The sequence below is a fragment of the Pseudoalteromonas sp. NJ631 genome, assembly GCF_000276645.1.
GTDB classification, from domain to species: Bacteria; Pseudomonadota; Gammaproteobacteria; order Enterobacterales; family Alteromonadaceae; genus Pseudoalteromonas; species Pseudoalteromonas piscicida.
In genome coordinates this window covers 424,524-447,567 of the sequence record NZ_AKXJ01000002.1, presented here as the reverse complement: position 1 = coordinate 447,567, position 23,044 = coordinate 424,524, and the positions used below count along the sequence as shown (strand labels likewise).

Genomic DNA, 23,044 nt, shown 5'->3' with positions numbered 1-23,044 from the left:
CACTAAATTAAATGGGCTGAGACGACTGCACGTCTCAAACCACATGGGGACGATGGGTTAAAGCGGTAATACCTCGAGGGTCGTGACATAGCTGCCGGCACGTTTTGTGGCGGGTGCTTGTGCTTTGTCGTCGTCATATTCCACTTCAAACCAATACATGCCTGGCTCAGATAGCGTTAGCGTCACTTCACCTTTGGCATTCGTTGTATATTTGCTTGGTTGACTGTTATCACGGTACTTTTCATCTTGGCGTACCACTATCACTTCTGCACCCTTTGCAGGTTCACCATCCATCGTATACTGCAAGGTAATTGGTTCACCGGTGTACAAATCATTAGGGTGAGTAACGGGGTTTAGTTCTAGCCCTTTGCCGGTTGGCTTAAGCGCGGTATTATTTGGTGCGCCCAAAGTTACAAATACTTCTAATCGTCTTGCAACGTCGGTCACACTTAAATCTTTTGCCGTTTTTGGTACTTCTTTGTTAAAGGCCTCTACTGAGCCAATTTTTCCGCGTCCTGGCCAATAATGCTTTTCACCGTTTTCATCAGTCCAGCGCGCCACCAGCGAGCGACTTTGATTAAACACTTTGTAAGTGCCTTGCTGATTGAGCTCAATGTCAAACACACTACGATACTTAAGTTTTGCGGCGTTCTTAAGCTCAACCTTGCTACCAGAAGGAGACAGTGCAGATAGACGCTCTAGTGGATAAGCATAATGATCTGGGTTAAAGATCCCATTGGCGATGGCAGCATCAAACGTGATCCATTCGCTGTCACCAGACACCACGGTGGTACTTGGCTTTATCCATACTCGGTGTGCTTCACTTAACGGGCTATATGCAGCTAAGGCAACTAAGACACCAGAAACTAACGTTGAAATTTTCACGATTAAGGCTCCATTGTTAAAATTGTTGTAGCGAGTTCAGATTTACCTTCTGCAATCACAGTGACAGGCGCAGCGATAGGTAAGGTCACTGGCAGTTTCAATACTTCACGACCTCCAAGCTCACGAGCAGCCTCTACAAACAGCGTGTATTCACCCGCAGGTAAGGCTTTAAACTCATCGCGCCAAGGGGTTAAATCAATCTTTGCCGTACCTGGACGTCTTGTCGCACCAGTCACGCCATCTACAGGCATGGATAGGCTACGGCCGCTTCTACGCCACCAAAGGCGTAAGTCTTTTAGCCACTTTTCACCTTCTTTATCGGCCATATTAACGTCATACCAAACGGCAATATCGGCAACTCGCTGTTGTTTGCTGTCCGCCAGCCATACTGCTACATAAGGTGGGTGATATTCCGCAACGTTTAAGCGCGGGATCGTGATTTCAACCTCATCAGCCTTAGCGTGCGCGGGTACCATCAGCACTAAAACAGGCAATACAAAGCCTGCTGCGACGAGCGGCCAAGTCGACTTTCTTCCTCGAGAATGCTTGTATAAAAGCCATAACCCTGTGAGTGAAAACACTACACAAGCTACTGAAAACACGTCAATAAACATACGCCATGCAAATCCTGTATTACGTCCTTTGTGAAGATCGTTAAGGTATGATACCCAACCGCGATCCGTGATCTCTTGATAAAACTCACCGCTATCAAGGGCAATGCTAAACCAGCCATCGCCACCAGCTCTTGGCAGCGCAACATACAATTCGTACTCGCTCCACTGCACTTGCTGTAGTGCAGGTAACGCCGCACCTGTGTGTGACTGATACCAAGATTGAAAGCTGTGTGGCAGTGCAGTTTGCTCTGCCGCTGCGTTAAGCTGGGTCAACAGAGCACTTGGCAGCACCGCTTCTTTAGCATATGTAGTAGGCGTAGCTTCTATCTGGCTTGCGTGATTTAAGGTGATCCCAGTCACGGCAAACAGCAGCATTCCCACCAAACACACGGCAGAACTCATCCAATGCCAAGTGCGCCAATCAACCAGCTTTTTAAGTCGCCGATTCGACGACTTAGCCGCTGAGCGAGCTCGTGTCATTAAAAGCTCCACGCCAATGAAGCCCAATAGCGACGACCATCTTCAAAGTAGCCGTATTCTGCTTCAGTAATTTCTTCATCGAAGAGGTTGTAAATCCCAAATCCAAGCTTAATTGCTTCGTTCAGCTGATAATTTGCACCTAAATCAGTTAGGTTATACGAAGGTGCGACTAAGCTACTTTGCGAAGGCCCTGTTACAGGCTGGCTTTCTTCACCACGATAATGGAAGCGTAACCACGTGCTCAGCTCATCAGAATACTGATAATTAAGCGACGTTTGGAACAGATGTTTAGGTAACTGGTTTAATGGGCTACCAGCATACACTCCGGTTTTTTGCTCCGAATCTGTGTAAGTATAGTTTGCGCTAAGCTTTAGTTTTTCCGTCAATTGACCCGAGAAGCTAATTTCACCACCTTGGGTTACGGCTTCATCAACGTTGACATAGGTTGTCGGTAACGAGCCAAATTCATTAGGGCCGTCCGTGCATTGAGTTAGTGGGCACGAAACCCGTGAAATTTTATCGTCGAATTCGTTATAGAATACCGTTGCTGAAGTACTGATCCCTTTAGCCAGTTCAACGTAAACGCCTACCTCGTAATTAATTGAGGTTTCAGGGCTTAAATCTGGATTACCATAAATATTGCCACCACGACTCACTTGGCCCCACGCCGCAGTACTTTGACGTAAGTTCGGCGCTCTAAAGCCGGTTGAGATCCCACCTTTAACCGTCACGGCGTCTGATGCAGTATAAACACCGTATAAACGCGGGCTAACGTGGCCGCCAAAGTTACCGTCTTTGTCGTAGCGTAGGCCCATAGTTAGGGCAAATGGCTCAACGATGCGCCACTCATCCTCAGCAAATACCGACCACTGATCGTTGTCGACTTGCTGCAAATCACTAATGCGGTTACTGGTTTTGTCGGTCAAATCTTCATTGAGATAAGCGACACCGATTGAGCTAGTATGAAACTCGCCAAGCGGTAACGTCCAAAGAGACTGGAAGTCTACGTTTTTGACCGTCATCTCACGGGATTTATTATCAAACTCTTCATGTTTTAAGTAACTACGCGAGCTACCAAATGACCAGTAACCGTTATGCGTCAAAGAGATTGACTCACTATCATATTCGGTTGTGGTGGACTCAGGACAGCCACGACGGCCACACGGCTCACCTGGCGCAAGCGTTGCCACCGTTTTGCCGAGCGTCGCATCAAGCGTTTGTGAAGCAATACCATAATCCAATAACCATTCGTGTTCATCTGATGGTGTATAGGCCAGTTTTACCTTCAGCGTATCTGCATCCCGACCTCTAAAGCCAGAGACGATTTCGTCTTCGTCTCTGTGCGTAGTTTGGCCGTAAATTTGTACCCCTAAGGTATCTTTGATCAGCGAGCCTGCAGCAAAGAAATTTGCCTGATAAATATCACCTGAGCGACTGTTTTCTTGGCTGGTTGCGTCAACTCTAACTTCTCCATGCCACTCGTCAGGCGTTTTTTTAGTGATAATGTTAATTACGCCACCAATTGCATCAGAGCCATACAGCGAGGACATAGGCCCGCGCACAACTTCGATACGTTCGATGGCAGCAACTGGAGGCGTCCATGCACCTTCAACACCAGGACCGTCACTATTTGGCCGAGTCTCACGCGAACTTTGTCTTTGCCCGTCGACTAAGATAAGCGTGTACTGACTGCCCATACCGCGAAGGCTAATATCTTCCCTGTCTCCGCCTCCAGTTACTACAACTCCGGGAACATCTGTCATGGCATCGGTAAGATCTCGATAAAAGCGCTGCTGTAGCGCTTCTTGATTGATAACGCTAACAGACGCCGGGGCATTTTTTAGCAGTTGCTCAAATCCAGAAGCGGATACGACGATCACTTCCACCTCTTCTTTTATTTCTGATTTTGCATCACTTTGCGCAAGTGAGGAAAAAGGCAGGGCAGCTGCAACAGCTAAAGAGAGTGGCGCCAAACTACGACAGGCCATCAACATCGAGAAACCTCCATGATAGAATACAAGATAAATAACAATTATTTTCATTTGTAATGGTATGATGATTGCGTATTTTGGAGCAATGCGGTTTTTCTTAAAGGTATTTTAAGCAGGTCTTAACAATGAATCAGAAATTGACTCGCGGACTTAAAGTGTTCGCAAAAACAGTAGAAGCTGGCAGTATGAGTAAAGCCGCTGACTTATTGCATATGACCACCTCGGCCGTCAGCCAGCAGATCAGCAAATTAGAGCAAGACATAGGCCTAAGTTTATTTAATCGAAATACTCGTAACCTCACGCTCACCGAAGCGGGCTCTATCTATTACAAATCCGCGATACAAATACTGCAAACCGCAGAGCAAGCGGAGCATGAACTCGAGTTATTACAACATACGCCTTCTGGCATATTGAAGATCTCTGCCCCCATCGGGTTTGGAGGCGGGCTACTCAGTAAGCCTCTGCGCTACTTGAGTGAGCAGTTTCCACAAATAAAAGTCGATTTAATCCTAACCGATGAGCCCATTGACATCATTACTGAGGGCGTCGACTTGGCTATCTGTATAGGCCCTTTACAGGACTCAAACCTTATTGCCCGTCACCTTGCTGACTGGCAACTGATCCCCTGTGTCAGTTGCCATCATCCACTGGCACAACTCAATTTATCGCATCCTGAAAGCTTAGCGCCTCACGCCTTGATTGGTCATTCGAGTAGTAAACAAAACCCTTACCATTTGAGCCACCAACAAACTCATCAACAAGTGGCGCTGCCAACAGCGCGTTTTATGGTGAATAATATGCAGGCTTGCATTCAGCTCACTCTAGATGGCATTGGCTATGGGGTATTACCTGAACCCGAAATTAGACATCACCTTTCATCGGGGAGGCTAAAACAGCTATGTTCAGAGTGGTCATTACAAAAATATAGCGTTTACGCCGTGACGCCGCATCGCGATACCGTTGCGGCAAAAACAACCGCTGCAATTGAAAGCCTAAAAGAGTGGTTTACCCAAGTTTCCAACGACAACCAAGTGTTTGTTGGCGACTTTAGTTTTATCTAAGCTTCGCTCAGTTGAACTTTGGTAGTTAATAAAAGATGGCGAGCCATATAGTTGGCTCAGAAATGTCTGTATAACTTACTTTATGCTTTTGATGTGCGGGAATATTAAGACTATCGCCCGCCTTTAAGGTTACTATTTTACCGTCATCAAAAGTCAACTCACCACAGCCCTTTAATACCAGCACCCATTCATTTTCATCTTGGTCGTAGTATCCAGAGCTTGGCGAGGTATGACCATTTGATACTATCCGTTCAATACGAATATTTGGATGAGACAGCACCGTTTCAGAAATTTCTTCGGTTACATCAGCTGGAATATCTTTTAGAAAGTTCATAAGCTTGAAACTAGGGCCTAGCAATTAGTCAAGGATAGAGAAATAATTTGCCGCAACAGCACATCCGTTTATCTGGTAACGGCAAATTGGGAGAATGGTACAACTTGATCTGTAGAAATGTTCAATACGTCGTTCTCAATCTTTCAAAACAATCCATCAGGCGATTGGTGAAAAATCCCCTAACTTAAGCGACTCCACTCGGACTTCTTACCCAGTTGTACAGTCACCATTAAAGTTACACAATTTAACAATGTTTGTAAAACAAAATTTAACATTAAATAAACAATAATGAACTTACTAAAATCCTTTAAGTTCTACACGCCAAGGAGGATCCAGTCGATTCTCACCAGCCCAGTATAATTTGATCTTGTTCCCTGCAGGGTCAAACAGTATGGCTTCTCGCCACAGATAGCGCTGCTCTGTCGGCAGTTGCTCAAATACGATACCCCGGGCCTCAAGCTCAGTGACCCACTCATCTAACTGTTCATGTTCAAAGTAAATAACTGCACCATTATTGATGGGAGGCATTTCTAACGATAACGAGAAGGTTGCATTACCTTCAGGGCATTCAAATCGAGCATAGTGAGGTGTATCAACAATTTGAGTGAAACCTAGCGTTCGATAGAATTGACAAGCTGCATCCATATCATCAACGGGCAGGGTAACTTGGTTAAGGTTCATAATCATCATCCTTATAACAATACTGAATCATTGTGCCTTGTAGGCAAAAAAATACCAGCCTAGGTTAGGCTGGTATTACAGTCATCACATCTAATGTGAGTTACAAATCAAATGTTCTCGACACAGAAAGTACGATACGTTCATCAGCCGTATCCCAATCTAAGCTCGTATTTTCAGCCGCCACTTCAATATCAAAGCCTTTAAATGCCGTTTGATAAGCAAGGCGATAGTGATTGTAAGACTTATCGTTACCATCCCATGTATATTTATCGCCATCCAATGAATTGGAGATATCAAAGCTTGCTCGTAATGCATGACCTTCTGCAATTTCAAAAGTATGTGCTACCATCGCAATAGTGTGACCCGCTTCGGTTCCGAAATAATCCCAACTGTACCAAAAATTAAACTCAGTTTGGCCAAACTCACTCGCGTAACCAAACTTAGTATATATCTCTGGATAGTTACCATCGCTTGAGTTGTCACCACCATGATAAGAGTAGTAAGCAATACCATAGTCAAGGCTCCAACTTTGGTCTAGCTCGATAAAGCGACCAACGTAAAAGTCCCACTCTAGATCCGTGTCACCACCAAAATCGACGTTAGACGCCCAGCTTCCAGCATACACGCCATTAGCAAAGGCTTTATCGATGCTGCCTTGTAGGGCTGGGTCATTTTGCGTTTGACTCACACCGTTAAAGGTATAGTCAGATGCACCTGTAAGCGTTGCAGACCAGTCTGCCGCCGCATAGTTAGACGCCAGTACAAGTGGGAGTGCACAAAGTGTTTTCTTTAAAGTTGTCATGTAGTTGTATCCCTAGTTTACTGATTCAATTTTTCTAAAGTCGATAAGGTTGTCTTTTGGCGAGCTATCAATCTTGCTCACTGTTTTGTATTTGCTATAAGCAATGTAACCAAAACATGAGAAGAACAAGCCTATAACTAACGCACCAACCCATTGGATCTGTAAAAAGTTGAGTTTAAATAACAGCGTAAGCAGTGATAACGCCACGATATTAAATAAAATATAGTTTCTTTTTCCTAAACGGCTAACCGTGAGGTTAAGGTTGTCTGTATATAGGCGGATCAAAGAGTCGAGTGAGTTAATTACAAACACCACGCCAACAAAGACCATTGCAAAGTTTTTAATACCCGCAGTTGGGATCCCAGCCTCATGGTAGTGATAAAGCACACTAAACCACGCTGCGATTGGAATAGACGGGAAAATCAACATCGCCGCTAGCACTTGATAGGTTTTCAAACCACCGACAAAACGCGATGTGAATTGCCCAATCATGATACTCCACGCAAACCACCAAAACAGATAAAACTCGTGATAGTCATTCAGTGGCAACACAAACTGATCTAAATTGGCAAAGTAACCGCCGATCAGCGCCAAGTTATTGGTATAACTCGACATCGCACTGTCACCAAAGACAAACGCTGACGCCCACATAAAGGCGATCAAACCGATAAAGACCCATGTCGTTGTGATACTTAAAAAACGCACGTACTTAAGGCTAGTGCTTGAGTAAACCGCAAAGGCGATCGCCGCAAACACAATCAGATAGAAACTAGGAATAATCGACTCACCATCGCCTAAACTAGGTAAATACCAAGGTAGATTAGACAACAATAAGAATGCGGTAAACGCACAAGTACCGATAATAACTAGGTTATTAATGAATTTAACCCAAGGAATTTCAAAGAATTTCACTTTGGGCTCTATTACGCAGAAATAAAAGCACGTAAGAAAGTAGAACCCCCAGATTAAAAATCCCCAAAAACCAAATTCTATGGCCAGCGGATTAGTAAATGCATACTCTGGGCTTGCTTTTATGTCTGCGTAACCCGCAAACTCCGTAAGCGGAAACATGATCAGGCCAACATCTAGGCCAGAAGTAAATAAGATTGCAATAAAAGTGAACGTTTTAACCGGTGTAACACCAACGCACTGTAAATTCCCCCACTTCAATAAAATAAAGGCAATTGCCAATAGGGTGAAAATGATGCCTGCACTAAGCCATACTGTCATTGTCACCCTCCCAAAATTGATAGAAGTAACTCATTTTTTCTCCGTTGTTTTTATTTACATTATTCCCGCATTAATGCAGTGCAAACGATTTGCACTGCATGCCACTGCAGGTCTCATATGGGGCACGAACTTTCCCATACGAGTGGCGAAACTAGATCTCCGAACTACGTTGAACCTGTTGCCAGTTTTGTGTCATAGCAACGTTTGCTCCCTCAGCGGCAAGTGGCGAATTGCCTAAAATCATATCCGCTGCTTTTTCCGCGACCATAATAGTCGGCGCATTGAGGTTACCGTTTGGAATGGTCGGGAAGATAGATGAATCCACAACGCGTAGCCCCTTTGTACCGTGCACACGGGTTTGCGAGTCTACAACCGCCATTTCATCCTCACCCATTTTGCATGAACAAGAAGGGTGATAAGCACTTTCTACCGCTTGACGTACGAAGGCATCAATTTCTTCATCGGTTTGGATATGTTCACCTGGTTGGATCTCGCTCTGTCTAAAGTCATCAAACGCACTTTGCTCAATGATTTCACGAGTCAACCTGACACAAGCCCTAAAGCCTTCAATGTCTTCTTGTTCAGCTAGGTAATTAAACTGTATTTTAGGCGCAACCGTTGGATCTGCGGATTTAATCGTTACTTCACCACGGCTCTTTGGTTTATTGTGGCCGACATGAACTTGGAACCCATGACCATCAAAGGCACTTTTACCATCGTAGCGAATGGCCGCAGGTAAAAAGTGGTACTGAAGATCTGGCCACTCAACGCCTGCTTTCGAACGAATAAAGGCACAAGATTCAAAGTGATTGGTCGCGCCAAGACCTGACTTATCAAGTAACCATCTTGCACCGATCAAGCCTTTAGAAATTAACCCCAACTTGCCATTCAAGGTGATGGGCTGCTTACACTTGTATTGGAAATAAAACTCCAAGTGATCTTGAAGGTTTTTGCCCACTCCGGGTAAATGGTGTTTTACTTCAACGCCTGCGGCAGTCAACGCTTCTTTATCGCCAATGCCAGATAATTGTAATAAGTGCGGTGAACCGATTGAACCTGCACTCAAAATGACTTCTTTTGCAGCATTCGCTGCTTTCAGGTTACCTTTAGCGCTGTACTCAACACCGGTTGCGACTTTGTCTTCTAGCAACACTTTTTGTACCAGTGCTCCCGTTACAACTGTCAGGTTGCTACGATGTTTAATTGGGTCTAAATAGGCGCGACTTGATGAACAACGCTTACCACCTTTTACGGTCATATGCATTGGCCCAAAGCCTTCTTGCTGCTCACCGTTATAGTCTTTGGTAAACGCATAACCCGCTTGCTCACCAGCGCTAATAAACGCACGATAGAGCGGGTTTGCCATTTCATTACCATTATTGGTGCCAAGCGGACCTTGCTCACCACGGTACTCGTCGCCACCTAAATACCAAGATTCAGCGCGCTTGAAGTAAGGTAAACAAGACTGATAATCCCAACCTTGTGCACCACTGTCTTGCCACTCGTCAAAATCTTTAGCATGACCTCGAACGTACACCATGCCATTGATTGACGATGAACCACCAAGTACCTTGCCGCGAGGACAATGCATAACGCGATTGTCTAAGTGCGGCTCGGGCTCAGTGTGGAACTGCCAAGCATATTTATCGGTATTCATTGGAATAGATAGCGCGGTTGGCATCTGAATAAAAATACTCTTATCACTACCGCCAGTTTCGAGTAGTAGCACTTTGTGCGCTGGATTTTCCGATAGGCGGTTTGCAAGCACACAGCCTGCTGAACCTGCACCTACAATAATATAATCAAAATCAGTCATCATACTCCTCGATTAAAATGGACTTTCAATATCGCTCATACCAACATACACGGACTTAGTCTGGGTATATTGATCTAGCGTCTCGATGCCATTTTCGCGGCCAATGCCCGACTGCTTATAGCCTCCAACGGGCATTTCAGCGGGTGAGTTGCCATAACTATTGATCCAACAAATGCCAGCCTCTAGCTGGTGGGTGACACGGTGTGCACGTTGAATATCCTTACTAAACACACCCGCAGCCAAACCTAAGTGGGTGTTGTTTGCACGCTGAATGACTTCGTCCTCATCATCAAATACCAATATCGACATCACTGGACCAAAGATCTCTTCTTTCACTATGGTCATGTCATCATGACAGTCGATAAATACGGTCGGTGCGACAAAGTAGCCGTTTGGCGCCGTTTCAGGGCAAAGTGCCTCACCACCGGTCAGTACGGTTGCGCCTTCAGCTTTACCTTTTGCAATGTAATCCATCACCAGTGTGTGATGCTGCTTTGAGATTAGGGCGCCAAGATTTACGTTTGGATCGAGTGGATCACCCGCGATGATATTTTGTTCGGTACGCTGCTTTAACTCAGCTAAAAAGGCGTCGTAAACCTTACGCTGAACAAATACGCGTGTGCAGTTGGTACACACTTCACCTTGGGTGTAGAAGTTGCCCAACATCGCGGCACTTATGGCTTGAGAGATATCAGCGTCTTCAAAGACGATAAGTGGTGATTTGCCGCCTAGCTCCATCGTCACTTCTTTTAAATTGCTTGCCGCACTTTGCATTACTTTTTTGCCAGTACCCACTTCACCGGTGAACGATACTTTTTCAATATCAGGGCTGGTAGTAAGCCATTGGCCCACCTCAGCGGCACCTTGTACCACATTGAATACGCCCGCAGGGACACCTGCTTCAATAAAGATTTCGGCCAGCTTAATCGCGCCTAGTGGTGTTTCTTCCGATGGCTTAAAAATGAGGGCGTTACCAGCGGCAAGTGCAGGGCCTGATTTCCAACACGCAATTTGCAGTGGATAATTCCACGCGCCAATGCCTGCACAAATCCCCAAGGGCTCTTTACGAGTATAGAAAAAGTCCCCTCCCACAGGCTGCTGAGTGCCAACTTGAGCAGGAGCCAACCCTGCAAAGTATTCAATCACATCAGCGCCTGTTTGAATGTCTACACATTCCGCCTCTTGCCAAGGTTTACCTGTATCTAACACTTCAATCTTGGCTAGCTCATCGTTACGCTCGCGCAACAGAGATACCGCTTTATGTAAAACACGACTACGCTCAATTGGCGCCATCGCTGACCATAATGCAAAGCCCGCTTTGGCACTTTCAATCGCAGCTTGCTGAACATGACTGTCAGCAACCTCTACCTCGTAGATCACTTCATCAGTTGCTGGATTTTTTACTGCAAACTTTTCGCCTGAGTGATTTGCCAAGAACTGGCCATGAATAAAATTTTGATATACAGGGACTGTCACATTATCCTCCAAACTGCTTAATAAGTGATTGAATGTAGCGTTTTGCGAGCGTTTCACTGTGATGAAACGCATGATGGTCAGCTTTGCTTAGCACGGCTCTTAACCAGAGTCCGTCAATCATACCGGCGGCAAGCTCAGCCGCTTCTTTTGCTTGTGCTCGCGACATAAAAGCAGCAAACGAAGTCGCTAAGTTACTCTGCAGACGGCGACTGTTAACACGCTGTAGTCGGTGTAGCTCGTCATCGTGCATAGACTGCGCCCAGAAACTCAACCAGGTGCGCGTCGTATTTGACTGCTGCTGCACCATGGCAAAGTTAGCTTCTACGATATACATGAGTCGCTGCTCGGCACTACAACCACCAAAGGTTTTGTCCAACAAACTGTATTTCAAGTTGTTTAATAGATAGCGCACGGTTGCTTCAATCAAGCCTTGTTTACCACCAAAATAGTGACTGATGATCCCCGATGAGAGACCGGCTCTTTTACTGATACTATTAATAGTGGTTGCTTGTAATCCTAACTCGGCAACTGACTCTAAAGTGGCGTCAATTAGCTGCTGACGACGAACAGGTTCCATTCCGACTTTTGGCATAGCTTTTTATTAATTGACCGTTCAATTAAAATAAATCTTAGGGTGATAAAGATGAGACTTCAAGGTTGACTTTTTGTAAAAAGCCAAATTTTTGACGTTTGTACCTAGGTTAATCCCATGATAGCTAAGGGGTTTTAAAGGATTACAAAAAATCTTAAAAAATTTTAAAAAATCTGAGATTTTGCAGGTATTTGCGATAATTTACCGTTTTGATGTGACAATTTGATTAAGTTTGGTTTGGCTAGAAAATAATCATAATTTAAGCAAATGAGGGGGCTTAAGTTAGCACAAAACATCCTTGCTAGTTAGGATTTGAAAGCGGTAACGGTTGGTAACTAGGAAATCTATTTGAGACAGTTGAAATCCCAAAAGAAGCGTTTGACTGATAACTCGCTACTAACAACTCAATCTTAGGTTTAAGCGCTATGATCGCTTCATCAATTTTACCTTTCAGCCTCGTACTAAAAACATTTTTACGCAGCAAAAAATGTACTTGGTTATCATGTACCACATAAGGCCAAGCCTGTGCAGCGTCAAGTCCTCGCTCTTTGATAAAATAGTTCCCCGTGATCATATCATCCACAATAAAATCAACGCGCGCTTTCATTAACATTTCAACCCGCCGCTGCGCACTGGCAATACTCACAAACTGATCTTTATAGCGGGGATCTTGTTTAAGCTTACCAAGCTCCTCTCCATAGTAAGATCCGATGCTTAATCCTATGGTTTTCGATTGCTTTAGTAATGAAGCGAGCTCGGCAAGCGCTGTGGGAGGTGATAACGAGAATAATCGCATACGTTCAAAACGGTAGGGCAGAGAGAAATCTCCGTATGCTTCTCTATCTTTAGTGTAGCTAACCATTACTGCGACATCTATCACTCCTTTTGACATTTCTTCAAAAGTGCGAGCGCTGGAAGGGAGGCGAATATAGGTGGTACACACGGCAACATGCTGGAACACCATCTCAGCAATGTCTACGTCTAGGCCCCAAGGTCCAAGCTCATCAAATACAGTTAATGGCGGCCAATCGGCAACAACGCCGATATTCACCGTTTTACTGCATTCGCTTGCACTGGCAGAAGAAAATACCAAACCCCACACCAATATAGCCATGCCAATCAAGTTATTCACTGATATGTACTGCTTAACCATGACACCTCGTGAGCAAGTCTATGACAATCGGCCTTATAATATGACGACTCAGTTCATCGTATAGGCACTATCTTTAGTAGTAACAATATATTTACCTAAAGCCTAGATCACAATGCCTAATTATTAAACTATTTAAATCAAAAAGCGCATCTGTGCTCACAGGAACAAAAGAGCGTGACGTAAACCCCCTTTACATCACGCTTGTTTTGGGCACTTTATGGCTGATATTCGAATACCTCTTCAATAGAGACATTAAATACATGCGCTATCTTAAATGCTACTTCGAGCGAAGGTGAGTATTTTGCAGCCTCGATCGCCATAATCGTTTGCCTCGTGACACCCACTCGCTCTGCAAGCTCTTTTTGTGTCATTTCACTGCTCATAAAACGTAGCATTCTGATTTTGTTTTTTATTGGTAAATCAGCCATACACAGCTCCCAAACGAGCTTTGACGAGCTGGGTTCCATAACCGACCAATTCAGCCAGCAAAAATGCAATCACTAAAATATGAAGTGGTGCAAATGGTAGTTCAAAAGGAAGCGCTTGCGACCAATTTTGCGCTTCGGCAGAATACTGGAAAATAGAGATACATACACCAACCTGAAGCACCCAATAGGCAGGTTTACACCCAGATAGCGCAATCAACTTTTCACGCTCATCTAGCGGCTTATCCATATCTTTATCGCTAACAAAGCTTAGTAGCAGCTGACCTGCAATAGATGTCACGATAGAAATAACAATCACCTTGAACAACAGTCCTGATACCCAACTCGGATCTTGACGTAACTGCTCTGTAGCCGCTGTTATTTCGCCTAAATAAAAAAACAAGATATAACCTGTTACCAAAAACTCTATCGCAATCGTTAAGTCACGGAAACTCAACGAGTCTAAAAACGCTTTAATCTTATTGTTGCTTTCCATGTTACCCTCACTTTACTCAAGGTTAAATATTCTTTACATTGAAAGCGTAAACTTTGACCAACTTCAAGTCAAATATTTTTTACTTTAAGTCAAGTTTTAATAACTAACCTGAATTCGGGATAAGAAGTTAGTTAAGGTACTAAAATACCTAAGTTCAAAAGCGTAATATCACTCTAGCCAGAAGTTATTTCTTAATACAAGGCAAATTTGTGCGTCAATAGCTGGCCTATTGCAAGCAAATTTAACGCAGTAGTAAGGGATAACAGCTGCTAGAGAACAAGTTGTTATTCCGGGTTCGGGTTAACTAGAAACGTTTTCGAAACTCGTTTGGCGTTAAGCCCATACACTTATTAAACACCTTACGGCAGGCTGTCGTATCCTCGTATCCTACCTGGTGCGCAATCCAATCAAATGGCTTGCTCGTGCTTTCTAATAAATCACACATTTTCTGCACCCGAAACCGTTGCAGATATTGATTTGGATTGAGTTCGAGCACCTTAGCAAACCGTCGCTGTAAGGTTCTTTGCGTAAGTAGAGCGATATCAGCTAGTTCTGTAATTGAAATATTACGACTATAATGGGTGTTAATGTATTGCTGAGCGCGCAGCACAGCATCATCACCATGTTGAAAGTTTGGCTGAAATTGATGATAGTAGCTCTGCTCCCGCTGAGCCGTATCTACGACTAGCGTTTTGCCTAACTTGCGCATGACTAAGTGACCGCTATATTTTTTGACTAGCTCTAATCCAAGATCAAGCCATGACATTACGCCACCAGCCGACATAATATCATTGTGATCGATTAAAATTTTCCGCGTATCGATAGGCTGGTTAGGAAAATGCCGTTTAAATGCCTCAGTTAACCCCCAATGCGTGGTAAGTAAGCGCTGATGACTTAGCCCCGAGGCCGCAAGTATAAAAGCCCCCGCACAGGCAGAGGCGATAACTGCACCTTGTCGGTGTTGCTGAGTTAACCAAGCAAGTAATTGAGGCTCAGGTTTAAGATAGTAATCAGAATTAACACTCGGCGGCAATAACACAATATTGTAATCCCCCTTTACAGCACAACTGAAGGTAACAACATGTGTTGTAAAGCGGGTATCCTGTGACTCTTCGATACAAATTCTATCTGCTAGAAAAAACAGCTCTTCTAGACCATACACAGCCGACTTCATCGCGTGAGGATAGTGACAAATCGCCACTTTGATTGGTTTCATCTACATTGTCGAATTTGAACTCAAAAATGTCATTTTAGACACTCCAGTCAAAGTTACAACTCCAGCACAATACCTCTGCAAATTAACTAACGAGGTAAAAAATGAACAACAGCGCACTATTGGTGATCGACATTCAAAATGACTACTTTCCTGGAGGGCTTTTCCCGTTATGGAATACCGAAAATACACTAGCAAACATCAATACAGCTATCAAAAAAGCAGCAGAGCAAAATATGGAAGTCATTTATGTCCAGCACATAGCTAATCCAGAGCAAGGAAAAGCACCATTTTTCAATGCCGACACTTGCGGTGTTGAGCTTCATAATGGCCTACGCCAAGCGCAAAAAAGCGGCCACCATATCGTAAAGTCCTACGCCGACAGCTTTGAGCAAACCTCTTTAAACGATTTGCTCCAATCTAAAAGTATCGACACTTTGTATATCTGCGGCATGATGACACAAAACTGCGTAACCCATACCGCGCTATCGAAATCGGCGGAGCAATACAATGTCTACATTCTCAGTGATTGCTGCACAACCCTAGATGAAATGATCCACAAAATTGCACTCAACGGTGTTTCAACACGAGTACCGTTAGTCACCTCATCGCAAATGTAGCCTATGCTCGTCGTGATAAATCACAACCTACAAATCCAACGTAGGTCGAGGCTTGCCTCGACACATATCTCAACAAAAACCTCGACAAGCATCTTAACAACCCATGATGAAAAAGATCGTCGTGATGAATCACGACCTACAACCCCAACACGTAGGTCGAGGCTTGCCTCGACACATATCTCAACAAAAACCTCGACAAGCACCTAAATAATCCTCGATGAAGAAGCTCGTCGTGATAAATCACGACCTACGAACCCAACGTAGGTCGAGGTTTACCTCGACACAAGTAGAAAAACCAAAAAGGCTGGATTGACCAGCCTTGATTTGAGTGACATCGAAATGAAAAGGTACTAATTAGCCTGCTGCTTATAGGCTTGTCGATAGGCGTGAAGTAGCGGCTCGGTATAACCATTGGGTTGAACTCGGCCTTCAAATACCAAAGATAACGCCGCTTTATAGGCAAGGTTTTCACTAAGCGGTTTATGGTCATTGAGCATTGGTTGGTATAGGCTGTCACCTTCGTTTTGACCATCTACTACAGCCGCCATGCGCCTAAAGGTTTTTTCTACTTGCTCTTCGCTACAAATGCCATGATATAACCAGTTAGCGATATGCTGGCTTGAAATCCTAAGCGTTGCTCTGTCTTCCATTAATCCAACGTGATTGATATCAGGCACTTTTGAGCAACCTACGCCTTGGTCTATCCAGCGCACCACGTAGCCCAAAATGCCCTGCGCATTATTGTCTAATTCGGCTTGAATATCCTCCGCAGACAAATCGTTTTCTAACATCAACGGGGGCGTAAGTAAGTTATCGAGCGATGCTTGTTGACGTGTTTTTATCTCAAGTTGGCGTGCAAACACATCCACATAGTGATAGTGCATTGCATGGAGCGTTGCTGCGGTAGGAGAGGGCACCCACGCAGTATTAGCACCAGACTCCGGATGGCCTTGCTTTTGCTCCATCATCAGCGCCATTTTATCTGGCATTGGCCACATTCCTTTGCCTATTTGTGCCTTTTTCCTAAAACCGGTTTTAAGGCCAATATCCACGTTTTGATCTTCATAGGCCGCTATCCAAGACTGTCCTTTAATTGCCACTTTGGGCAATACAGGGCCCGCCAGCATTGAGGTATGAATTTCATCGCCTGTTCTATCCAAAAAGCCAGTATTGATAAATACTACACGCTGCTTAGCGGCAGCAATACACGCTTTTAAGTTTACCGAAGTACGGCGTTCTTCATCCATAATCCCCATTTTAATGGTATTTTTGGGTAGCGAGAGCAGCGCTTCAACTCGGCTAAATAGGGTATCAGTGAAAGCGACTTCTTCAGGCCCGTGCATCTTTGGCTTCACGATATTGATACTTGCTGCCGTCGAGTTTTTAAACGGACTATTACCTTGTAAATCATGCAGCGCAGCCGTGCTTGTCATGATGGCATCTAAAATCCCTTCGAACTGCTCGTTTCCTTCTGCATCCAGTATCGCTGGCGTTGTCATTAGGTGGCCAACATTGCGCACGAACATCATAGAGCGACCTTTTAGTGTCATACGCTGGCCTTGTGTATCTACGTAACTTCGGTCGGCATTTAGCGTCCGAGTCAGCGATTGACCTGACTTTTCGAAGGTCTCACTCAAGCTCCCTTTCATCAAGCCTAACCAATTTTGGTATACCAATACTTTGTCTTGTGCATCCACCGCCGCAACTGAGTCTTCACAATCCATAATTGTCGTCAGTGCAGCCTCAAGGACGACATCTTTGATCCCGGCTTTGTCTGCCTGTCCTATCGGATGGTGTGGATCAATTTGGATCTCAATATGCAGATCATGGTGGCGCAGCAATACCACGCTTGGATTTTGTGCCTCCCCCTGATAACCCACTAGCTGATCAGGCTTTTGCAGTGCAACTTGGGTGCTGTCGTTGAGTGTAATCACCAAGTTGCCGTCTAGAATCGCGTAGTTCGTACTTTCTATGTGAGAACCTTCAGCCAACGGCAGTGCTTTATCGAGGAATTGCCTAGCATAAGCCATGACTTTAAACCCACGATTCGGATTATAGGCTTGAGTACGCTCAGCACCATCCTCTTCGCCAAGGACATCCGTTCCATAGAGCGCATCATACAAGGAGCCCCAACGCGCATTCGCCGCATTGAGCGCAAATCTTGCGTTACTGACAGGCACCACTAACTGAGGACCGGCTGCGCTCGCAATTTCAGGCTCCACATGCTCGGTTTCGATGGCAAAATCTTCGGGCTCAGGCTGCAAATAACCAATAGATTCAAGAAATGTCCGATATTCTGCAGATTGCCAATCAGGATGAGAGAGGTGGTAATCGTCAATTTGCTGTTGCAGGGTATCGCGTTTGTTGAGTAACGCTTGGTTTCGCTTCCCAAGTTCCGAAAAAATATCCGCTACGCCTTGCCAAAATTGATTGACCGCGATCCCCGTACCGGGAAGTAAAGATTGCTCAACAAATTGCGCCAGTGGAGTCGCAATTTGGAAGCCTGAATGAGTGACATACTTGCTCATGGAGAGTCCTTGATTAACATTTTTTGAACGGGATAGGTCAAACATAAAACAATTTTTGGAAAAACGAACCCCTTTTCCCATTCACAAAAAATATACTCGTAATAATAACTATAAATTTAAAAAATCTAATTTATCGGCCTAGTGTTTAATTAAGCCCGCAGCCAACCACTCTCACACCGGTTGGTTTCGTGTAACAAACAACCAGAATTTAATTTGATTTATAGTACCCGTTCAAAGGAAGCTAATTATGTCTCAGTATCAAACTCAGTTAGATCATTTCTCTAGTCTATGCCAAAGCCAAGGAAAAACTTGGCAATCTATCAGTCCTGAGTATGCCAGCCGTATGCACCTACAAAACCGTTTCAAAACCGGTTTGGACATTGCAAAATACACGGCAAAAGTGATGCGTGAAGACATGGCAGCGTACGATGCAGATAGCAGCCAATACACGCAATCGCTTGGTTGTTGGCACGGTTTTACCGCGCAACAAATGATGATGGCATTAAAGCGTCACAATAAAACCACAAAACGCTCTTACGTATACCTAAGTGGCTGGATGGTTGCTGCACTGCGCTCAGAGTTTGGCCCACTACCTGACCAAAGTATGCATGAAAAAACAGCGGTTCCAGCTTTGATTGAAGAGATCTACACTTTCCTCAAGCAAGCCGATGCACGAGAGCTAGATCATCTCTACAAAGATCTTGATGCAGCAAGAGCAAAAGGCCAAGATACAACAGAGATCCTTAACAAAATCGACAACTTCGAAACCCATGTAGTGCCTATCATTGCTGATATTGATGCTGGTTTTGGTAACGAAGAAGCAACCTACCTATTAGCTAAACAAATGATTGAAGCGGGTGCTTGTGCAATTCAAATCGAAAACCAAGTATCGGATGCAAAACAGTGTGGCCACCAAGCAGGTAAAGTAACGGTTCCCCATGAGGACTTTTTAGCTAAGATTAACGCTGTACGATATGCTTTCCTTGAGCTTGGTGTTGAAGATGGCGTTATCGTCGCACGCACCGACTCATTGGGTGCAAGTTTGACGCAAAAAGTGCCAGTATCAAAAGCGCCGGGCGACCTTGCGAGTCAATACACAAGCTATTTAGACACCACGCCAGTGACCTCGGCCGCTGACTTACAAGAAGGTGAGATGGCAATTAAATTGGGTGGCGAACTGCAAAAGCCAGTTCGCTTAGACAACGGTCTATACCAGTTCAGAGCAGGCACAGAAAAAGATCGTGTGGTACTAGACTGTGTAACCAGTCTTCAATCAGGCGCAGATCTATTGTGGATTGAAACCGAAAAGCCAAATATCGAGCAAATTGCCGAGCTAGTTAACCGAGTTCGCGAACAAGTGCCTAACGCTAAGCTTGTATACAACAACTCGCCATCGTTCAACTGGACATTAAAATTCCGTGAACAGGTATACCAACAATGGCAGGAGCAAGGTAAAGACTTATCGGCATACCCAAATCCAAGCGCGGATGCAAAAGTGTTGATGGCGCCAGAGTTAGACGCAACCGAATTGGCAACAGAAGCCGATCTACTGGTGCAAAACTTCCAGCGTGACTCGGCAAGAGAAGCGGGGATTTTCCACCACCTTATTACACTGCCAACTTACCATACAGCAGCGCTCAGCACGGATATTCTGGCTGAAGGTTATTTCGGTGACGCGGGTATGCTTGCCTATGTACGCGATGTGCAACGACAAGAAATCCGTCGCGAACAAGCATCAGTTAAACACCAAGACTTGGCGGGCTCTAATATCGGTGACACGCACAAAGAGTATTTCTCTGGTGAGAACGCACTCAAAGCAGGTGGTGAAGCCAATACCATGAACCAGTTCTAAACACTCGATTTAGATAACGACTTATATAGTTCCTTAATCAGCAAGGGCCGTCAGGCCCTTTTATCTATTGTGGATCAGATTTTTACTAGCCACTGATAACTTAGATCACATATTTACCAACGTCAGTTGTTCAGATCATATTTTTACTAACCTAGACCTATTTGAGATCAGAATTTTATTAACTCAACACCTAACGATCCCGATCTTTACAGTAAAGATCTAAGATCCAGACAAAAAAGAGCGCATTTGTGACTTTTTTCACTTTCACAAACCAAAATTTTACTAACTAAACCAGCGACAGGTCACATTTTTACTAACTTACTTAGTAAAATTTTGTTCTGAGTTTATTTTGACTAAAAATAAAAATATAACGAACCTCAGATTTATAAGCACTTCATTCTGCTGTAAACCCCCTTTACACTTTCCATATTTACCCCACTTTTCCATGTAAAACTATAAAACTGATTACAGTACATTGAAGTCGATACATGACCCCCATTAAGAACTTAATAAAAGCAGTAGCACTGCTTACAGCGATGCATTGCCAGGCCGGGAATACAGTTATCAAGGAAATAGAAGATTTAGAAAAGGCAGGCAAATACACCGAAGCCTTAGTTAAAATTGAAACGGCCAGTGTCAGTGAAGAAGAAGAAACGCGATATCAAGCGATTTATTTGCAGGCCATGATTTATCGAAAGCAAGATTTATATGAGAAATCAATATCTACCCTTAGCTATATCGAAAAGCAGTTTTTCCTTACCGAAGCGCGCAAGTATGAAGTATACAGAGAGATAGGTATTAACTATCGTAACCTAAGTCAGCTTGAGCAAGCCGAGTCTTTTTATTTAAAAGCGCTCACATCAGCCGAAGCAATGAATAAATCAAATTTAGTTGCGCAAACCTATAATAATCTAGGCGTTGTTGCCGACCATAGAAATCTGCTTGCGCAATCTATGCAATACCACTTAAAAGCCTATGAATTACTAAAAGGAACTGATCAGTACGAAAAGCAAGGGGCTAATTTTTATAATCTCGGTGATATTTCTGTGCGCATGGGGGATGAGGAAAATGCTGAGTATTTCTTTCAACAAGCTCTCGTTGCAGATAAAGCTTCAAAAGAATTACGCAACGTCGCAGGCACAGCCCTTCGCTTGGGCGAGCTGAAGTTTAAGAACGGCAAGACGGACGAAGCGTTAGCGCAAACAAAAGAGGCCATTGAATTTCTAAAAGAGCTTAATGCAAGGGTTTCTCTAGCCAGAGCATATCGTACTTCCGCACTGATCCATATAGCTAAGGCTGACTTAGACAGTGCCCTGTCGGATGCACAAGCAGGCATTGAATATGCCACTCAAACCAGTTCAACACTGCAACAATTTTACGCCTACCTGACGGAGTTAGAAGTAAGGCTAAAACGCAAAGAATTAAACAAGGCAAAAACACTACTCACTAAGCTGGACGCCCTAACCGAAATTGAAACGGCAGAGCTACTGCTCGAAAAATATCATCGCCTTAAAGCGATAACGCTTGCTGCACATCATGAATACGCCCAAGCCTATCAATTTATGAAATCGACTTCAGAGCTGCAGACTCGACTTCATGAAGCATTACTAGAAAAACAAGTAAGTACCTATAAAGCCAGTATTGATGCGCTTATTCAATCTCAACAACTGGAGCAGGCCCGCTCAGCACAAGCCATAACCGAGGTTAACTTACAAAATGCTAAGCTATCCACACAAATGTGGGTAACCGCAGCAATCTCGACCTTTTTAGCTGGATTATTTCTAGTCGGATTTTTTGTCGTCAAACATAGAAATGCGGCACTAAAAGCAAAAATGTATCAATTGAATATTGAGCATAAAGATAAAATGCTGGCCGATATTTCCCACGAGTTACGCACACCACTCAGTGTCTTAAAACTCCATATAGAAGCGATGGAACACAATCTTATTGATGACAGCACAATTGCATATGCCAAGATCAACAACAAGATAAATCAGCTAAATGAATTGATCTCGAACGTATATCAATTGTCTCAAGCAGATCATGACGCACTTGTGATCCATCCTCAGCAGCATGGCGCGAAAACGGTTATCCAAAGCTATGTGTACGATATTGAAAGATTAGTAACAAGCAATCAGCTGCAATTTATCGCCGACATTCACGTCGATGATATGAGTATTTATATTGATAAACCTAAGCTGGATAGGGTTATCGATAATCTAGCTAAGAATGCATGTTTATATACAGATAAACCCGGCAAGGTAAGGTTTAAAGCTGTGGTCAATAAACAAGGACTATTTCTACAAGTCGATGATAGCTCACCAGGCGTATCTGAGACCGAGCAGAACAAACTGTTTGAACGCTTGTACCGTGTCGAGGCATCGAGAAGTCGTGCGACAGGAGGCTCAGGTCTTGGTTTATCTATTTGTAAGAGTTTAATTGAAGCGATGAATGGAAAAATCACAGTGAAGTCAGGGAAGTATGGTGGTTTGTGTATTCAGATAAACTTACCTCACGCGGTAGATGTACCAGCATAAAGTACCCGCATAAAATGCGAGTTGATATTAAGTAACCTGAGCTTCGGATAATTAATGCCTTTCTAGCAGCCAGTTTTAGCGCTAACTGCGTTGAATTCACTTCCAATAGCCAGCTATTGGTGCGTAAACTCGTCTAGTTATCCCTAAAACTCTCTGGCTAGATAAGGGGATAATTTAATGTGTGTTTAAAAACAATTAGTTAGTTCATTCCTTATCCAAACCTCAGGTTAAGTAAGTAAAGTACAAAAGGCCGAGCAG

At 44.1% G+C, this 23,044-nt stretch carries 19 protein-coding genes; 4 read left to right on the top strand and 15 right to left on the bottom strand.

What is annotated here, in order from left to right; all coding sequences use genetic code 11:
- Positions 1 to 57 precede the first annotated feature (57 nt).
- Genes A587_RS0106400 through A587_RS0106390 form a run of 3 tightly spaced genes read right to left on the bottom strand, consistent with a single transcriptional unit; the run spans position 58 to position 3,973 of the window.
- Complete coding sequence (locus A587_RS0106400; protein ID WP_017216898.1) at positions 58 to 885, bottom strand: DUF4198 domain-containing protein; 828 nt, start codon at positions 883 to 885, stop codon at positions 58 to 60.
- 2 nt (positions 886 to 887) lie between these two features.
- Positions 888 to 1,979 (bottom strand): PepSY-associated TM helix domain-containing protein, encoded by a 1,092-nt coding sequence (locus A587_RS0106395; protein ID WP_017216897.1) that lies wholly within the window; start codon positions 1,977 to 1,979, stop codon positions 888 to 890.
- Positions 1,979 to 3,973, bottom strand: coding sequence for a ligand-gated channel protein (locus tag A587_RS0106390; RefSeq protein ID WP_017216896.1), 1,995 nt, complete (start codon positions 3,971 to 3,973; stop codon positions 1,979 to 1,981). The genes A587_RS0106395 and A587_RS0106390 overlap by 1 nt, the downstream gene beginning before the upstream one ends.
- Positions 3,974 to 4,095: 122 nt before the next feature.
- On the opposite strand from A587_RS0106390, the gene A587_RS0106385 reads away from it, so the two are divergent.
- Positions 4,096 to 5,031 carry a LysR family transcriptional regulator gene (locus tag A587_RS0106385; RefSeq protein ID WP_017216895.1) on the top strand — a complete coding sequence of 312 codons (936 nt, stop codon included), beginning with the start codon at positions 4,096 to 4,098 and terminating at the stop codon, positions 5,029 to 5,031.
- 25 nt (positions 5,032 to 5,056) lie between these two features.
- Here A587_RS0106385 and A587_RS0106380 read toward each other — a convergent pair whose 3' ends face one another.
- The 11 genes from A587_RS0106380 to A587_RS0106330 all read right to left on the bottom strand — a co-directional run bounded on the left by A587_RS0106380 (position 5,057) and on the right by A587_RS0106330 (position 15,252).
- A complete protein-coding gene (locus A587_RS0106380) occupies positions 5,057 to 5,365 on the bottom strand; it encodes a cupin domain-containing protein (protein WP_017216894.1) in 309 nt (102 codons plus the stop codon).
- A 297-nt stretch (positions 5,366 to 5,662) separates the two neighbouring features.
- The gene (locus A587_RS0106375) at positions 5,663 to 6,046 is read right to left on the bottom strand and encodes a VOC family protein (RefSeq protein ID WP_017216893.1); all 384 of its coding nucleotides are present in this window, start codon (positions 6,044 to 6,046) and stop codon (positions 5,663 to 5,665) included.
- 100 nt (positions 6,047 to 6,146) lie between these two features.
- A complete protein-coding gene (locus A587_RS0106370) occupies positions 6,147 to 6,848 on the bottom strand; it encodes a TorF family putative porin (RefSeq protein ID WP_017216892.1) in 702 nt (233 codons plus the stop codon).
- A gap of 12 nt (positions 6,849 to 6,860) precedes the next feature.
- A complete protein-coding gene (locus tag A587_RS0106365; RefSeq protein WP_017216891.1) occupies positions 6,861 to 8,078 on the bottom strand; it encodes a choline transporter in 1,218 nt (405 codons plus the stop codon).
- 151 nt (positions 8,079 to 8,229) lie between these two features.
- Entirely contained in the window at positions 8,230 to 9,897 is a 1,668-nt protein-coding gene (gene betA / locus A587_RS0106360) for a choline dehydrogenase (protein ID WP_026000894.1), read from the bottom strand.
- A gap of 9 nt (positions 9,898 to 9,906) precedes the next feature.
- A complete protein-coding gene (gene betB, locus A587_RS0106355; protein WP_017216889.1) occupies positions 9,907 to 11,370 on the bottom strand; it encodes a betaine-aldehyde dehydrogenase in 1,464 nt (487 codons plus the stop codon).
- Between the two features lies 1 nt (position 11,371).
- A complete protein-coding gene (betI, locus tag A587_RS0106350) occupies positions 11,372 to 11,962 on the bottom strand; it encodes a transcriptional regulator BetI (RefSeq protein ID WP_017216888.1) in 591 nt (196 codons plus the stop codon).
- Between the two features lie 301 nt (positions 11,963 to 12,263).
- Positions 12,264 to 13,115, bottom strand: coding sequence for a substrate-binding periplasmic protein (locus A587_RS0106345; protein WP_017216887.1), 852 nt, complete (start codon positions 13,113 to 13,115; stop codon positions 12,264 to 12,266).
- Positions 13,116 to 13,330: 215 nt separating this feature from the next.
- Entirely contained in the window at positions 13,331 to 13,543 is a 213-nt protein-coding gene (locus A587_RS0106340) for a helix-turn-helix transcriptional regulator (protein WP_010376185.1), read from the bottom strand.
- Complete coding sequence (locus tag A587_RS0106335) at positions 13,536 to 14,036, bottom strand: hypothetical protein (protein ID WP_010376186.1); 501 nt, start codon at positions 14,034 to 14,036, stop codon at positions 13,536 to 13,538. The genes A587_RS0106340 and A587_RS0106335 overlap by 8 nt, the downstream gene beginning before the upstream one ends.
- A 304-nt stretch (positions 14,037 to 14,340) precedes the next feature.
- Positions 14,341 to 15,252, bottom strand: a complete 912-nt coding sequence (locus A587_RS0106330) for a GlxA family transcriptional regulator (protein WP_010376188.1) — start codon at positions 15,250 to 15,252, stop codon at positions 14,341 to 14,343.
- A 101-nt stretch (positions 15,253 to 15,353) separates the two neighbouring features.
- Between A587_RS0106330 and A587_RS0106325 the strand changes: the two genes are divergently transcribed.
- A complete protein-coding gene (locus tag A587_RS0106325) occupies positions 15,354 to 15,869 on the top strand; it encodes a cysteine hydrolase family protein (RefSeq protein WP_017216885.1) in 516 nt (171 codons plus the stop codon).
- Positions 15,870 to 16,219: 350 nt separating this feature from the next.
- On the opposite strand, the gene A587_RS0106320 is transcribed toward A587_RS0106325, so the two are convergent.
- Positions 16,220 to 18,397, bottom strand: a complete 2,178-nt coding sequence (locus tag A587_RS0106320) for a malate synthase G (protein ID WP_017216884.1) — start codon at positions 18,395 to 18,397, stop codon at positions 16,220 to 16,222.
- A 247-nt stretch (positions 18,398 to 18,644) separates the two neighbouring features.
- On the opposite strand from A587_RS0106320, the gene A587_RS0106315 reads away from it, so the two are divergent.
- Complete coding sequence (locus A587_RS0106315) at positions 18,645 to 20,249, top strand: isocitrate lyase (RefSeq protein ID WP_017216883.1); 1,605 nt, start codon at positions 18,645 to 18,647, stop codon at positions 20,247 to 20,249.
- Positions 20,250 to 20,737: 488 nt separating this feature from the next.
- On the top strand, positions 20,738 to 22,786 hold the full coding sequence (locus A587_RS0106310; RefSeq protein ID WP_017216882.1) for an ATP-binding protein: 2,049 nt from the start codon (positions 20,738 to 20,740) through the stop codon (positions 22,784 to 22,786).
- Positions 22,787 to 23,044: the final 258 nt, after the last annotated feature.

What these genes read in the sequence shown, in the direction of transcription:
- A587_RS0106335 (WP_010376186.1), bottom strand. Translation starts at nt 14,036, where the DNA reads ATGGAAAGCAACAATAAGATTAAAGCGTTTTTAGACTCGTTGAGTTTC.
- betI (WP_017216888.1), bottom strand. Translation starts at nt 11,962, where the DNA reads ATGCCAAAAGTCGGAATGGAACCTGTTCGTCGTCAGCAGCTAATTGAC.
- A587_RS0106325 (WP_017216885.1), top strand. Translation starts at nt 15,354, where the DNA reads ATGAACAACAGCGCACTATTGGTGATCGACATTCAAAATGACTACTTT.
- betA (WP_026000894.1), bottom strand. Translation starts at nt 9,897, where the DNA reads ATGATGACTGATTTTGATTATATTATTGTAGGTGCAGGTTCAGCAGGC.
- A587_RS0106340 (WP_010376185.1), bottom strand. Translation starts at nt 13,543, where the DNA reads ATGGCTGATTTACCAATAAAAAACAAAATCAGAATGCTACGTTTTATG.
- A587_RS0106395 (WP_017216897.1), bottom strand. Translation starts at nt 1,979, where the DNA reads ATGACACGAGCTCGCTCAGCGGCTAAGTCGTCGAATCGGCGACTTAAA.
- A587_RS0106330 (WP_010376188.1), bottom strand. Translation starts at nt 15,252, where the DNA reads ATGAAACCAATCAAAGTGGCGATTTGTCACTATCCTCACGCGATGAAG.
- A587_RS0106310 (WP_017216882.1), top strand. Translation starts at nt 20,738, where the DNA reads ATGACCCCCATTAAGAACTTAATAAAAGCAGTAGCACTGCTTACAGCG.
- A587_RS0106320 (WP_017216884.1), bottom strand. Translation starts at nt 18,397, where the DNA reads ATGAGCAAGTATGTCACTCATTCAGGCTTCCAAATTGCGACTCCACTG.
- A587_RS0106385 (WP_017216895.1), top strand. Translation starts at nt 4,096, where the DNA reads ATGAATCAGAAATTGACTCGCGGACTTAAAGTGTTCGCAAAAACAGTA.
- A587_RS0106345 (WP_017216887.1), bottom strand. Translation starts at nt 13,115, where the DNA reads ATGGTTAAGCAGTACATATCAGTGAATAACTTGATTGGCATGGCTATA.
- A587_RS0106365 (WP_017216891.1), bottom strand. Translation starts at nt 8,078, where the DNA reads ATGACAGTATGGCTTAGTGCAGGCATCATTTTCACCCTATTGGCAATT.
- A587_RS0106315 (WP_017216883.1), top strand. Translation starts at nt 18,645, where the DNA reads ATGTCTCAGTATCAAACTCAGTTAGATCATTTCTCTAGTCTATGCCAA.
- A587_RS0106375 (WP_017216893.1), bottom strand. Translation starts at nt 6,046, where the DNA reads ATGAACCTTAACCAAGTTACCCTGCCCGTTGATGATATGGATGCAGCT.
- A587_RS0106390 (WP_017216896.1), bottom strand. Translation starts at nt 3,973, where the DNA reads ATGTTGATGGCCTGTCGTAGTTTGGCGCCACTCTCTTTAGCTGTTGCA.
- A587_RS0106370 (WP_017216892.1), bottom strand. Translation starts at nt 6,848, where the DNA reads ATGACAACTTTAAAGAAAACACTTTGTGCACTCCCACTTGTACTGGCG.
- A587_RS0106380 (WP_017216894.1), bottom strand. Translation starts at nt 5,365, where the DNA reads ATGAACTTTCTAAAAGATATTCCAGCTGATGTAACCGAAGAAATTTCT.